Origin of the sequence: Dermacoccus sp. CCH2-D9 (assembly GCF_001556795.1) — a bacterium.
Classification (GTDB): Bacteria; Actinomycetota; Actinomycetes; order Actinomycetales; family Dermatophilaceae; genus Dermacoccus; species Dermacoccus nishinomiyaensis.
The window spans coordinates 89,576-103,171 of record NZ_LSJT01000101.1; the positions used below are offsets into that span (position 1 = coordinate 89,576).

The window sequence follows — 13,596 nt, forward strand, 5'->3', positions numbered from 1 at the left end:
GAGGTCCGCGGCACCGGGCCCGTCCTCATCGAGGACGACGTCTTCATCGGCCAGAACGCCGTGGTGCTCGGAGGAGTAGCCATCGGCAGAGGGGCGACTGTTGCAGCCGGCGCCGTCGTCGTCAAGGATGTGGCGCCGGGCGCCGTCGTGGGCGGCGTTCCTGCGCGCGTGATGGGAGGTGAAGCGTGACGCGCTCGCGGTCACTGCTCATCATCTCTCCTTCATTCCACGGCTATTACGCAGCCATCGGGCGGGCGTTCGGTGAGTTGGGGTACGAGGTGCTCACCCATTGCTACGACGTCGCCGCGTCGCCCGCTGAGAAGCTCTGGAACAAGACCGCACACGAACTAGCCGGCAAACTTCGAGGTGACGGAGGGCATCTGTCCGGCGCCACGGTCTCGCGCCGCGCCATGGCCCGGGTTCGCGAAGTGTCTCCAGACTTCGTCCTCGTCATTCGCGGGGATGTTCTGACAGAAGAGTTCTGGGCCCTCGCCGCCGAGAACGACCGGCTCGTCGGAGTGTGGATGTATGACGAGATCCGCCGTACCAATTTTGACGCGGACCTCGTCGGGCGGTATGCCCAGTTGGCGACGTACAGCGCCCAGGACGCTGCAACGCTCCGGGCGGCTGGTCATCGTATCGCGCAGGTGCCTTTGGGTTTCGATGCATCGAGCGTCATCGACAACACAACTGCGGGCGCCGGGCTCGTGAGTTTCGTCGGTGCGCCCTTGCCCAAGAGAGAGTCTGCGCTCGCGGCGCTTGTCTCTGCGGGTGTCCCCGTTCAGGCATGGGGGCGGGGCTGGTCGGATCACGTGTTCGACCGCGCGCGCACGTGGCGTGTGCGCTCACTCGGCATCCCGGCCAGACGCGACGTGGCCGGCCCATCCGCGCACGCCATCATGCGGAACGGCAGGGCCACCTTGAACATCCACGGGGATCAGGACGGCTTCACGATGAGAACGTTCGAGGCCGCCGGGGTGGGTGCGGTGCAGATCATTGATCGTGCCGACGTGGCGGATTTCTACGATCCAGGCGAAGAGATCCTCGTGTACGACGGCCACGAGGAGCTCGTGGACCTGTGCCGACACGCGGTGGCGCGTCCGCAGGACTTCATGATGCTGCGCGAGAGGGCACGTCGACGTACTCTCGCCCAACACACCTTCACGCACCGCGCGGACGCTCTATTGGAGGCGTGGTCGTGAGTGACAGGGGCCGAGCGGTCGTCCTCGCCCCGATGCTTGCCGCGCGCGGCGGCGCCGAGCGCGTAGCGCTCGTCGCAGCTGAAACGCTCAAGGCAGCCGGTTACGACACGGTGATCGTGGCTCCCGGCCAGGTTGATGACCTCGGGGCTTACGCCGATTACTTCGGGATCGACCTCGACGGCGTTGCGTACGAGGAACTTCCCAGCGTCGGGAGGATGGGACGCTTCGAGGCGCTGCGAACGGTGATCGAAGAGTTAGTCTGGGCCCGCATCGTGCGCTCGATGCAGCCGGACGTCTTTCTCACGTGCATGTACGGCGCGACTCTGCCGGGACTCGCCGAGCGCAGTCTGTATTACATCCACTTCCCGCACCAGTTGACGACGCCCGGGCTCACGGGTCTTCGTGCACGTTACGTCTCCTGGACGCAGTACGCGCGCCGCCTGCAGAATCGGGGGAGCGACTTTCGAGCCACCTACACGTCATTCCTTGCCAACTCACGGTTCACCGCCTCTCACGCGCGACAGCGTTGGGGTGTCGACCCCTACGTCCTCTACCCGCCCTGTTGCGGCGTCGGGGCAGGACGGGTTTGGCGGCAGCCTTCGATCCTCGCAGTCGGAAGATTTCAGGACCGGCAGCCGGGTCACCCGTACAAGAACCAGGAAGCCCTCATCGTGGCCTTCCGCGCAATGGCGGACCTGCACGCAGAAGGCTGGCAATTGCATCTGGCTGGGAGTGTTGGTTCAGAGGCAGAGCTGGCCAGGCTGCGTGAGATGTCCGTTGGCCTGCCCGTCGCGTTTCATCCCAATGCCTCTCTTGAAGAACTGCACACGCTTTATCGCGAGTCGTCGGTGTACTGGCACGCACAGGGTTTCGGAGAGTCACACCTCATGGCACCGCAGTCACAGGAGCACTTCGGCATCACGACCGTGGAAGCCATGTCCGCGGGAGCTATCGCCATGGTGTACGACACCGCGGGCCCGGCAGAAGTCGTCGCAGACGTGCCAGGAACCGTGCGATGGACGAGCTTGGAGGAGTTGCGGCTGGCTACACGCAATATTGCCCGCGCCGATCCGACAGACATGGCCAGCTTGCGTCGAGCCGCGCAGCGGCGAGCAGCAGAATTCTCCGAGGCCGCGTTCGCGACACGCCTCCTGACCCTCATCGAAACCGGGAGTCCTCGTTCATGACTACTTCTGTTGAACCGGAGACCTCCTGGGTGCGCGAGTTGCGCTACCTAGTCTCCAGCTTTCCACGCGGCACCCGCGCACAGCTCGGCTTGTACGCTGCACTGCAGTTCGTGGTCTCATTGCTCGATCTCGCCGGCTTGGCAGTCGTCCTGCCCGTCATGCAGGTGCTTTCCGGGGCGAGCCTCGAGGCCGGATACCTCGGGGTCATCCATCGCCTTGCGGGCACGCCTGAGCGTGGCCCTTTCGCCGTGATGCTTTGCGTCGCCATGGTGCTGGCTTTCTTGACAAAGAGCATCTTTGCCCTCGCGGTCGCGCGCTGGTCCTTCGACTTGGTGGCCCGTCTCCAAGTCCTGACAGCGACCAGGCTGCTGCACAGCTACTTGAGCGACAGCTATCTCGTGCAACGACGACGGGATGTCGGCGCGGTCGTCCGTACGGTGGGTGCCGCGGTGCAGGCCGCCCACGCCAACGTTCTGGGAGGCGTGCTCGGGGTGTTCGGGCAGCTCCTGTCAATCAGTCTCATTGCCGGTTTCCTCTTCGCCGTGGCCCCTGGCACCACCCTGGGCGTCATCGTGTACTCCCTCGTGGCGGTCGCGCTGGTCCAGCGATTCTTGGCGCCGAGGAATCGAAGGGCGGGTATCGCTGCGCAAGAGGCCGCGGGGCAGATGAGCCATGCGTTGCTCGAAGCGATCTATGGGGCCCGCGAAGTGCGAATGCACAAGGCTGAGCAGCACTTTCTCGTGACGTACAGTGATGCGGCCACACGTAATGCCGCCGCGTCTCGGGACGCCAACTTCTATGCCCAGGCTCCCAAGTATGTCCTCGAATTCGTCACGATTCTCGGGATCGCGGTTCTGCTGTGTTCGAGCGCGCTGAGCGGCGGGGCGGACAACACAATGCCCACCATCACCCTCTTCGTCGCGGCCGCCGTGAAGTTGTTGCCGTCGCTGACAGCGCTCACCGCCACGCTGGGGAACATCCGATTCGGCATCGAGGGCCTCTATGTCACGACGACAGCTTTGCGGGGACTGAGCGAAGCCCCCCGCAAGGGGGGCACGCAAGCCGGGCGGCGCGATGCCCAGGTGGCCTCGAACCCGGACTACGCGGTGAGTGCGATGAGATCCGGCGATCTCTTCGTCGATGACGTGCGGTTCCGTTACCCGGATGGGGTCGACGACGTCTTGAGGGGCGTGTCATTCGTCGTTCCGGAGGGATCGTCACTTGCCGTGTGCGGACTGTCCGGCTCGGGAAAGACAACCCTCATCGACATCGTCCTCGGGCTGATAGAACCTAATACTGGGCGTGTGTCGTTCGATGGGCTCGACATCGTCGCCGATCACGCGCAGTGGCTCGACAGGGTCGCTTACGTTCCGCAGGACGTCTACCTGTTAGCCGCCACCTTGTGGGAGAACGTCGCGTTCGGGGCCGATGAGCAGTCTGTCGACCGAACCGCTGTTGAAGCGGCCCTTCGCCTGGCGCAACTCGGCGAGCTTCTTGATTCCCTGCCCGGGGGTATGGACGCCATCGTCGGGTTCCATGGAACCCAATTGTCGGGTGGGCAGAAGCAGCGCGTCGGTATCGCGCGGGCACTGTATCGGCGCCCGCAGGTCCTCGTTCTCGACGAGGCCACGTCGGCTCTGGACAACGAGACAGAGGACAAGATCAGCACGGTCATCCGTGACCTACACGGAAGCATCACGGTGATTCTCGTGGCCCATCGATTGTCGACCGTCAAGCATGCCGATTGTGTGATCTACTTGGAGGATGGCCGTATCGTAGGGTCCGGTACCTTTGGTGAACTACAAAACCAGAGTCCCGCGTTCGCACGCCTGGTGCGTCTCGGCCGTCTCGAGGAGCGGTGAAGCGAATGGATGGCAACCTCGGAGTCACGGTCGTCGTTGTGTGTTACAACCACGAGCGGTATGTGACGGAGTCGCTCGACTCGATCCTCGCGCAGACTCGTACACCCGAGCGTGTTCTCATCATCGACGACGCCTCCGAAGATGGTACTGTTTCGCGGATAGAATCTTGGCTTTCTCTACATCCGGAGGCCGGTTACGAGCTTGTCGTACACTCTCAAAACACCGGGTTGTGCTGTGGTTTGAATGAAGCCTTAGCAACGATTTCTACCCCGTTCTATACCTATATCTCGGCAGACGATCGAATGCTTCCTGAACGGTTGGACGCGCTCATCGACCGCTGGGCCAAGGATGGCGGTCATGCCGTTGCGGTCTATTCGAACGCACGGCGGATCGACGCTGACGGCCAATTGCTGCAGCCGGACTACCGCACACTGCACGAGTGGCCCTCCGATCCTGAGGCACTCGAAGGCAACATCCACACGCGTCTGCTGCGTCATTGCTGGTTGCCTGCAGCGTCCGTACTGGTATCGACCGAGGCAGTTCGCGCCGTCCAGGGGTACGACGAGCGATGGTTCTTCGAGGACCACGATCTGTGGCTACGTCTCGCCGCGACGGGCTCCTTCCTGGTCGTCGACCAGCCGCTTGTCGAGTTTCGCGAGTTGCAGACTTCCCTCGGCCACGAACGGTTCACGCAGGGCGATATCGGCTTCCTCCAAGCGAGAGTGGGCATATTTGCCAAACAAGTAGGGGTCTCAGCTGGTGGGGACGCCTACATCCGTGAGGCCATGACCCCGCTCGCCATTCGGCTGTGGAAGTTCGGCGGCGACCCTACCCTGGTGCAGGAAGCGCTGGAGACGGCGCATGCTATCTCCCCGTCGCGCGCACTGCGCCTGCGACTTCTCCTCCTACGGTGTGGAGCACGCCAACAACCAGCGTGGCTCACGGCTTGCGAGGCGGCCGTTCGAGGCCTGCGAGAATTTCAAATGCGTGTTCGCTGCGGGAGGAACGACCCGGGGGGACAGGGATGAACTCGAACCTGGCAGGATCTGTAGCCGTGATCATCCCCTGTTACGAAGCTGGCGACCTCCTGAAGGAAGCGCTCGCTTCGGCTCTCGCGCAGACGATCGACGTGGAGGTCATCATCTGCGACGACGGCTCCACCGGCGCAGAAACTCGCATCGTGCTTGATAAAGTCGCTGCGGCAGGTGACCCACGGGTGACGATTCTGCGGCTCGACCGCAACAGAGGTGTCTCGGCGGCGCGAAATCACGCTGTCGCATCGACCCAGAACGAGTACATCCTCTTTCTCGACGCGGATGACAAGATGGATCCTCGATACGCGCAGGAGGCCGTGGCGATACTCGCGGACCAGCCCGAGGTGCTTATCGTGTCTAGCCCGCTTCAGTGTTTTGGTGTGTGCGACCGCCTCATTCGCTACGGTGGCGCGCCCCGCGGCGTCGTCGACGTGCTCTTCGAGAACAAGATCCCAGTGTCTTCTGTCATCAGACGCGAGGACTGGAGCCGGGTCGGTGGTTTCGACGAGTCCGTGCGCTGGGCCGAGGACTACGACCTATGGGTGCGGATCCTCGCAGGTGGAGGCACAGCCATCGAACTACCCAAGCCGCGCTACTTCTATCGCCAGCACGCTTCTCAGGTCACCCGGACCATGGATCAGGCTGACATCGACGCCCGGCAACTGGAACTCGTGACAAGGAACGTGGAGGTGTGGGCCGACCACGCCGTCGACATCATGGCTCGTCATTTGCAGATCCAGCGGCAGCTTCGCCACTATCGCAGTCGGTACGGCCGTCTCGAGGACGCGAAAGCTCGCTCGGTCGACCTCGTTCGTCGGCTAGGAGCGAAGCTGTGGCGCTGATACAACGGTCGTGGCTCGGTGTGGCCGGCGGCTCCCCTCCGTAAGAGCGAGCCAGTCATCGACGATGCGTGAAGGTGCATAGCGCTCAGCACGCGCACGCGCGTTTTCCCCGCGGCGGCGCCGCTCGATGTCATCCAGCATCGCGCCGCGCAAGGCCGCGACGTAGGCATCCTCATTCTGCGAATGTACGAGATAGCCGGCCTCGTTCTCGAGCTGAGACCGCACACCCGCGGAGCAGTCGAACGCAATCGACGGGACCGCTGAGCAGGCGGCCTCCAAGATCGTCATGGGGAAGCCTTCAAGGCTTGATGTCAGGAGATTCAACGACGCGTCTGACAGTGCGGTGGCTGAATCGTCGACGACACCGGCCAATTCGATCCGCGTACTCATGCCAGAGCGCTCGACCGCCTCGGCGACCTGGGGGCGCTCGACCCCGTCGCCGTAGATGGCCAACGACCATCCATCTGCCTCAGGCACGGTGATCGCCGCGGCGAAGAGACGCACCATGAGAGGGATCTGCTTCTCGTGCGAGAAGCGTGCCAATGCTACCGCTCTCTTCGCCAGTTGCGTGGTGAGAGTGCGGCCCTCTGGTGCCGGGTTAGGGATTGCGACGCACGGCACGGCGAGCAGCGAGCCGAAGGAGGCTGCGTCCTCATCGGAGAGCGCGACGAAGGCATCACAGTCAGCGAAGTGTTTCGGAAGAGCCTCCCGGAGCCATGGCTCGTCGTCGAGACTTGCGAACGACGAATGGTGCTGCCCGACGAACAGTGGGCCGGTCGGGGATCGCTCAAAACCGGACTCGTCGACCATCATCTTGCCGAGGACGTGGGTGTAGATGACGACGCTGTTGGCGGGCAACGTGGCCATGGTGCGTCGCAGAGCAGAGAGTCGGCGCCACCGGTCCCATCGCTTGAACAGGGCAAGAGGGGCAGCGCGCAAGGGGCCGTATGAGATGGAGACGGGGTATCGATGCAAGTCCTCACGCTCCAGAACGGTGACGACGTCGTCTGCACCCGCCGGCGATGCGCCCTCCTGGTTCTTGGAACCCGGGTAGATCGATACGACGTCGACCGTGATCCCGCGCTGTCGGAATGCAGTCATGAGGTTCTCCACGACAGTGGCTCCGCCACTGGTGTCGGGAAACCGCGGGACGACGAAACGGATGTGTGAGACCGATTCAGACATGGTGGCTCGTCTCTTCCCCGGAGACGAACCCGGCCCGGGCCGCACTCTCGACGATGAGCGCGATCGCCTTGTGAGCGGCCGGTCGCGGCAGCAGGGGGAGCATTCGATCGATGGTCGAGGCCAGATGTTCGGTGCGGTCGTACGTGAGCATGCGTCCTAGGCCCGACACGGCCGTGTTCCACACGGTCGCGGGGGACGAGTGGGGCGAGGATGAGGAGCCTCGACCGTGGATGTGTTCGAATCGTCGGCGGCCCTGCCCCGACCGAAAAGCTCGGCGCGCCCGTGCCGTCGTCGTCACGGCAGCCATGTGGTGTCGCACTTCCGCTCCGGGTACGAGGAGCAGCGGTATCCCGTGGCGGCGGAGGCGATATCCGAGGTCGAGGTCCTCCCAGCCGTACCCCACATAGCGTGGATCGAATCCGCCCACTTCTTCGAAGATCTCCCGCCGGACGGATGTATTTCCTCCCCAGAGCCGCCAACGATCCTCTGGTGCGGTCCCGTATGCATCCTGTCGGCCCCGCTCGTCAGCGACAGTACCGTAGGCGCGCATGTAGGCATTGTTCGGTGCGATGTTCAGTGGTAAGCCGATCACCCCGCACACACCCCGCCGATGAGGTTCGACATGAGCCGCGATATGGGTTGGGGAGGGTTCGAAATCATCATCCGCCCGGATCAGGACGTCGCCGTCAGCGGCGGCAAAACCCGCGTTCAGTGCTGCTACACGGCCCCTGTTCTCTGGAAAGACGAGGACCTGCACCGGGAGATGCGAGTAGCGCTCGACCACCGATGCTGAGCCGTCGATGTCACCATCGAGCACGATGACGGCCTCCCACGACTCGTAAGTCTGTCGGCTCAGTGCATCGAGGAGCCGAGGTAGGCGCTCTGCTCCTCCGCGGGACGGAACGATGACAGATGCTTTCATGATTTGCCGTCGCCTTTCCTGAGGATGTCAATCAGCAATTGGTGCAGACGCTCCCGGCCCCCTTCCGGTGAATACTTCACGTGCCACCTCTGTTGAGCGCGGTCCACGACGTCCTCAGTGGGTTCACTCAGAGCGTCTTCGATGACGGCGGCGAGAGAGCCGGCATCGTCGCGTGCTGCGACAAACGGATAGCCCGGTCCCGCAACCTCCGGCAGCGCCCCGGCATCGCTCACGACGAACGGGCAGCGCGCGGCCATGGCTTCGGCCACGACAAGTCCGAAGGGCTCGTCCCACACCGAGGGGAAGACGGCGAGATCAACAGACTCGAAGAACTCGGCGCGCTCCATCCACCCCTTTCGGACCGCAGTCGCGCCCAGCGCAGCGATAGCCGCGTCAACGCGCGTGGCGTCGGCCTCGCTCACGAACCGTGATTCGCCGGCGAGCAGGAGCGTCGGGTTGCGATGACCCTCGCGAAGCGTCGCGACTGCCCTGCAAAGGATCGGTACGCCTTTGTCGCTCGAGAGGCGCCCGAGGTATCCAATGACCGGGGACTTCAGATCTCGGCGGACCGAACTGTCCCTGGTGCTGGGCGGCTCATCCACCCAGTTCTCCAACACCCGGGTGCGGGGAATTCTGCGGCCCATGAACTCGGAGGGGACCAGGGTCACCATGGAGCCGACTCGTGCGATCGTCATCAGGACACGTTGGACTCCGTGGGGCTCCTGGTGAAGATGAACGATGCGGCGTCTGTGACCGGCCGTGGCCACGGCGGGCCGCAGCCCGTTGCACCACAGGATGCCCGTGCGCTCACGGGCATCCCACCGTCGGAGACCGCGCATGTACCCGGCTGTCGAGTCCCCGTGGAGGGCGACGGTGCTGAACCCCAGAGCAGCGGCTTCACGGGCGACCTCACAAGGCTGCTCCGGCGCGATGATTGTGACCTCATGACCCAGGCTCCGGGCCGCCTGCGCGATCGCCAAGAGCATGACCTCCCCGCCGCCGACCGCACCTTGGTTGGCGCAGAGATTCAGATGGAGCACGGTTCCTCCGGCGGCCGATACCAGGGAGCGCGCACGGCGATCTGCCCGGCCAGATTGCCGGTGATCCAGCCTGTTCGGCCTGCGAGGGCAAAACGCTCTTCCGCGCTGAGCCCAGGCGCCCTGGCCCAGGCCAGCGGCAGCTTCGCCGTCTCCGTGACCGCCCACAGGAACGACATACCGCGCACCGGGCGGCCCAGCAGCTGACTGCGGCGCCACAGACCCACTTGGGCGCGGCTGTAGCGATACCCCTGCGTCATCGCGTCGGAGGTGCCGGCGCGGAGCCGGTAATGAACCGTGGCGTCGGGGTCCACGACGATCGTGCGGCCCGATTCCAACAACCGCCAGGAGAAGTCGACGTCTTCACTGCCGCCCAGCATGGCTTCGTTCATGCCGCCAAGCTCGAGGTACGTGCTCCGGCGGATTCCGATGTTGGAGCCGAAGACGAACACCTCGTAGCCCAGATAGGAGAACGGGCCCTGCTCGTACGGATGTGGCACCTGGTCGAGCCCACCAGCGACCGCCTTGGCACGGCACACGAACTCCGTATTGATGACGTCGAGACGCCTCATGCCGGTGGCGAGGACATCGGTCCGAGACACCACCCGATGCAGCGTCGCCACCCACCGCTCGCCCACGACGTCGTCCGCATCGGACATCGCGATGACTTCCGCGCGGGCCGCTGTCACTCCGACGTTCCGAGCGTGGCACTGGCCCTGAACGTCATTGGCCGACACCACGCGGATGTCGAGCGCGCCGCGGTAGCGTTCCACGATCCGCGCCAGCTTCGCAGAGCCTTCGTTGTCGGCGACGACGACCTCGAAGGGCGGCGCGTCCACCTGCGCGACGAGGGCGTCGAGCTGCTCGCCGAGCGTGGCGTGATTCTTGTAGTACGCGGTGACGACGCTCACCGCCGGCTTGGCAGCGCGCACCGGCGTGGCCAGCTCACGGCCGAGATCAGCGGGGGCAAGTCCTAGTTCTGCATACACGTCGAGGACGGCGTCGACCATCTCGCTCACGGTCGGGATGTCATCGGGTAGGTGAGGGCGCTTCGACACGTCGAGACCCTGGTCGATCACAGCATCCGCCATGGCCGACTCGTCGCTCAAGGGTGCGAGGCATCGAGGTGGCAGGATCTCTGGATTGCCCCCGATGTCGCTGGCCACGACACCGAGACCGGAGTTCACCGCGTCAAGCAGGGTGTACGAGAGATTATCGGCCCTCGACGGCTGGACGAGAACGTCGTGCGACCCGAGCGCCTCACGAGCATCGACGAACCCAGCGAAATTGGCGGCGTCGTCGACTCCGAGCTCACGCGCCACAGCGCGTAGCCGATCGGCCTCAGGGCCCGTGCCCGCGATCGTCAGTGTGGCCCCCGGCTGCTGGGCGCGAACCTGACGGAAGATGCGCAGCGTTGCATCGATGTTCTTCTCGGCATCGAGTCGGGCCAGGGAGAGCAACCGCAACCCGGGGGAGCGAGGAGGCGCCGTCGTCCGATCCACACCGTTCTTGATGACGGTGATCGGCGCGCTCGGACGCCAGTACCTCTCCATGTCGCGCTTCGTGGATTCACTGACGGCGATGAGCCGCGCGGCGCGACGCGTCCGGGCGTGGTGCGCGGACTGCCGCGACCACGCCTTCGCCTTGCTCGAGTGGAAGACTCTCGGGTCTTCGGGGATGTGATGTTCGGTGGAGACGAGGGTGGCAGGAAGACCGACAGCCGCCATCGTGGCGAGGAAGTCCGCTTTCGCGAGGTGCGAGTGCACGATGTGCGGGTCCATCCGCCTGATGATTCCGCGCAGATCCGCCACAGCCCTATGGGCGGGTTGGTCGACATCGAGGGTGAGAATGGGGACGTCGAGGCCACGGAGCTCATCCAGCAGCGGGCCTTCGGGCGCCGCGACGACGAGTCGCCATCCGGGCAGACCGTGGCGCGCGACATCCAGGATGTGTCGCGCCACGCCTGCAAGGTTGGAGACGGGGGAGACCCACAGGGCGACAGGGGCAGAGGTGTTCACAGCCAGGCCTCCAACCGATTCAGGGCGGTCCAGAAGCCCTCGCCATTGTTGACATGGCCCTGCCAGATCTCCGGGATGAACGGAACGCCGGGGGCGAGACGGTCCAACTGCGCTGCCGTGGCGGGCCAGTCGATCTCGCCGTCGCCGATCTGCGGGCCCTCGCCGTCGACACCCTCGGCGTCGACGACGTGCAGGTGATCACTGAGCGGCGCGAGCTTCTCGACGTACTCGCTGAACGGCTTCTTCGTGAAGTTCGCCGCGAGCTTCGAGTGCGACAGGTCGAACGTCAGGCGGCGGCCGAACTGCTCGCAGAACCACACCGTGTCGTCGACGTCCATGAACAGGTTGTGGTGCTGCTGGCCGCCCATGAGCCACGGGTACGGCGGCAGCGTCTGCGCGGTAAGGCGCACGTCGGCGTCGTCGATGCGCCCGAGAGCCTTCGCGATGCGCTCGTACTTGACGGTGCGCTGCGCCGGCGTGTCGAAAGCGTCCATCGTGAAGCCGCCCATCGTGCAGATGACGATCGGGGGTTCGCCGTTGCCGTCGAACCAGCGACCGAGGTCGCGCGTGATCTCGACGACCTTCTGCACCTCATGGATCGAACGCTCCCACGTCGCCTCGTCGTCGCTCGCGAGGTTGATGATGAAGTCGCCCGCATATAGGTCGGGGCAGTGGACGGTGTGGAACATGCCGTCGAACTTCGCGTTGCCGAACGCGTCCGCGATCTGCTCGGGGCTCATCTCCACGTCCTTGTAGGACAGGTGGAACTCGAGGAAATCGGGGTTCGTCAGCGTCTCGCCGACGCCGAGCAGCTTGCGCGCGTCGTGGTAGCGCACCGGCAGCCCCCAGGGACGCTCGAACTCGTACGCGCGCCCGTGCGCGACGGCGTCCGTCAGGTCGGTGGCGTAGAAGAAATCACCCGACTCGATCGGGCGACGCATCGTGCGCCCGACGAGCGCCTCGAGCCGATTCGGCTGCAGCCCGCGGCCGGGCGACTTGATCGTCACGTCCGCGCGCGTCAGCTTCTCGCCGGCGGCGATGTCACGCGTCGCGACGAGCGACTTCGCGAGGTTGGCGCGGTTCATCAACTCACCCGTCGACACCGCGCGCGTCTCGCCGTTGCCGAGCGCCAGCTCGACCTCGCGGATCTTCGTCACCATCTCCGCGAACTCCTCGGGCAGCAACGACACCTGGTGGTCGTTACCCTCGAGGCTCTTGTCGATGGTGAAGTGCTTCTCGACGACATGCGCGCCCCGAGCCACCGCCGCGATCGGCACGTGATATCCGCGCTCGTGACCCGAGTAGCCGACCGGGCACTCGCCGAGCTCGGCGAGCCGATCCATGTACTTGAGGTTGATGTCCTTGAACGGCGCCGGATACGTCGACTGCACCTGCAGCAGCGCGAACTCGCCACCCGCCTGACGCATGACGTCGACGCTCGCGACGATCTCGTCCTCGGTCGACATGCCCGTCGAGACGAGCATGGGCAGGTGCTCGGCCGCGCAGGCGCGCAGCAGGTCGTGGTTCGTCATGTCGGCGCTCGCGATCTTGAGCGCTGGCACGCCGTAGTCGGCGAGCACCCTGAGCGACGTTTCGTCCCACGGCGTGCAGAACGCGTCGATGTCGACGCTCTTGCAATAGTCGAGGATCTCGACCATCTGCTCGTTCGTGAAGGAGTACTTGGCGAGCAGGTTCATCGTGTACTGCGCGCCCAGATCCTCGCCCGCGCTGGAGGCGAAGTCGCCCTGACGGTACAGGCCCGTCAGATCGCGCAGCTGGAACTTGACGGCGTCCGCGCCGGACTTCTTGGCGAGGTCGACGAGCCGCTTCGCGAGCTCCATGTCGCCCTGATGGTTGTTGCCGATCTCGGCGATGACGAGGCAGCGGTTGCCCTCACCGATCGTGTGCCGCCCGATGCGGATCTCGCTACCGAGCGCGTTGCGCGCGACCGCACGCACGTGCCCGCGCTCGTCGACGAGCGGGATGACGCGCACGCCGTCGCGGAACGCCTGGGAGATCGTCGACGTCTCGGTGCCGTACGCCAGCTTCACCGGCGACGTGTGAGCCGCAGCGATGACGGTGGCGTTCAGGTCGACGCTCGGGTGCGCCGTCACCCACCGGCGGAAATCGCCGTCGGACAGTGCGCCCTGCAGGATGCCGTGTGCGTCGACGCAGAAGACGATGCCGGCCTTGTTGTCACTGATCTTGTTGAGCGCCGCGAGGATCGTGTCGTCGCTGAACACCACATAGGGAGCGATCTCCCGGGCGATGGTCGTCGTCATGAAGCTCCTGTGCTCGTTCGGCACC

At 64.8% G+C, this 13,596-nt stretch carries 10 protein-coding genes and 2 pseudogenes; 6 read left to right on the plus strand and 6 right to left on the minus strand.

Annotated elements, in window-relative coordinates:
- Positions 1–18: 18 nt before the first annotated feature.
- The 6 genes and pseudogenes from AX669_RS14060 to AX669_RS09155 form a co-directional block, all read left to right on the plus strand.
- Positions 19–189 (plus strand): annotated as a pseudogene (locus tag AX669_RS14060) (DapH/DapD/GlmU-related protein); the annotation flags it as partial.
- Positions 186–1,202, plus strand: a complete 1,017-nt coding sequence (locus AX669_RS09135; RefSeq protein ID WP_197418879.1) for a glycosyltransferase — start codon at positions 186–188, stop codon at positions 1,200–1,202. The pseudogene AX669_RS14060 and the gene AX669_RS09135, both read left to right, overlap by 4 nt.
- Positions 1,199–2,389, plus strand: coding sequence for a glycosyltransferase (locus AX669_RS09140; RefSeq protein WP_006944481.1), 1,191 nt, complete (start codon positions 1,199–1,201; stop codon positions 2,387–2,389). The genes AX669_RS09135 and AX669_RS09140 overlap by 4 nt, the downstream gene beginning before the upstream one ends.
- Positions 2,386–4,251: an ABC transporter ATP-binding protein gene (locus AX669_RS09145; protein WP_062257985.1), complete on the plus strand. Its 1,866-nt coding sequence runs from the start codon at positions 2,386–2,388 to the stop codon at positions 4,249–4,251. The genes AX669_RS09140 and AX669_RS09145 overlap by 4 nt, the downstream gene beginning before the upstream one ends.
- A 5-nt stretch (positions 4,252–4,256) precedes the next feature.
- On the plus strand, positions 4,257–5,279 hold the full coding sequence (locus tag AX669_RS09150) for a glycosyltransferase (protein WP_050786469.1): 1,023 nt from the start codon (positions 4,257–4,259) through the stop codon (positions 5,277–5,279).
- Positions 5,276–6,127 (plus strand): glycosyltransferase family A protein, encoded by an 852-nt coding sequence (locus AX669_RS09155; protein WP_082740771.1) that lies wholly within the window; start codon positions 5,276–5,278, stop codon positions 6,125–6,127. Before AX669_RS09150 ends, AX669_RS09155 begins: the two co-directional genes overlap by 4 nt.
- On the opposite strand, the gene AX669_RS09160 is transcribed toward AX669_RS09155, so the two are convergent.
- The 6 genes and pseudogenes from AX669_RS09160 to AX669_RS09180 form a co-directional block, all read right to left on the minus strand.
- Positions 6,104–7,312: a glycosyltransferase gene (locus tag AX669_RS09160; protein WP_082740774.1), complete on the minus strand. Its 1,209-nt coding sequence runs from the start codon at positions 7,310–7,312 to the stop codon at positions 6,104–6,106. The genes AX669_RS09155 and AX669_RS09160 overlap by 24 nt on opposite strands.
- A complete protein-coding gene (locus tag AX669_RS09165) occupies positions 7,305–8,234 on the minus strand; it encodes a glycosyltransferase family 2 protein (RefSeq protein WP_062257989.1) in 930 nt (309 codons plus the stop codon). Before AX669_RS09165 ends, AX669_RS09160 begins: the two co-directional genes overlap by 8 nt.
- Entirely contained in the window at positions 8,231–8,929 is a 699-nt protein-coding gene (locus AX669_RS09170) for a glycosyltransferase (RefSeq protein WP_160126225.1), read from the minus strand. Before AX669_RS09170 ends, AX669_RS09165 begins: the two co-directional genes overlap by 4 nt.
- Positions 8,930–9,261: 332 nt before the next feature.
- On the minus strand, positions 9,262–10,731 hold the full coding sequence (locus AX669_RS13050) for a glycosyltransferase (RefSeq protein WP_231729524.1): 1,470 nt from the start codon (positions 10,729–10,731) through the stop codon (positions 9,262–9,264).
- Positions 10,732–10,776: 45 nt separating this feature from the next.
- Positions 10,777–11,289, minus strand: a pseudogene (locus AX669_RS14230) (glycosyltransferase family 4 protein); the annotation flags it as partial.
- Entirely contained in the window at positions 11,286–13,571 is a 2,286-nt protein-coding gene (locus AX669_RS09180; protein WP_062257991.1) for an N-acetylneuraminate synthase family protein, read from the minus strand. The gene AX669_RS09180 and the pseudogene AX669_RS14230, both read right to left, overlap by 4 nt.
- Positions 13,572–13,596: the final 25 nt, after the last annotated feature.

Excerpts from the sequence above, each read along its gene's own strand:
- AX669_RS09145 (WP_062257985.1), top strand. The coding sequence starts at position 2,386 with ATGACTACTTCTGTTGAACCGGAGACCTCCTGGGTGCGCGAGTTGCGC.
- AX669_RS09150 (WP_050786469.1), top strand. The coding sequence starts at position 4,257 with ATGGATGGCAACCTCGGAGTCACGGTCGTCGTTGTGTGTTACAACCAC.
- AX669_RS09155 (WP_082740771.1), top strand. The coding sequence starts at position 5,276 with ATGAACTCGAACCTGGCAGGATCTGTAGCCGTGATCATCCCCTGTTAC.
- AX669_RS09160 (WP_082740774.1), bottom strand. The coding sequence starts at position 7,312 with ATGTCTGAATCGGTCTCACACATCCGTTTCGTCGTCCCGCGGTTTCCC.
- AX669_RS09165 (WP_062257989.1), bottom strand. The coding sequence starts at position 8,234 with ATGAAAGCATCTGTCATCGTTCCGTCCCGCGGAGGAGCAGAGCGCCTA.
- AX669_RS09170 (WP_160126225.1), bottom strand. The coding sequence starts at position 8,929 with ATGACGATCGCACGAGTCGGCTCCATGGTGACCCTGGTCCCCTCCGAG.
- AX669_RS09180 (WP_062257991.1), bottom strand. The coding sequence starts at position 13,571 with ATGACGACGACCATCGCCCGGGAGATCGCTCCCTATGTGGTGTTCAGC.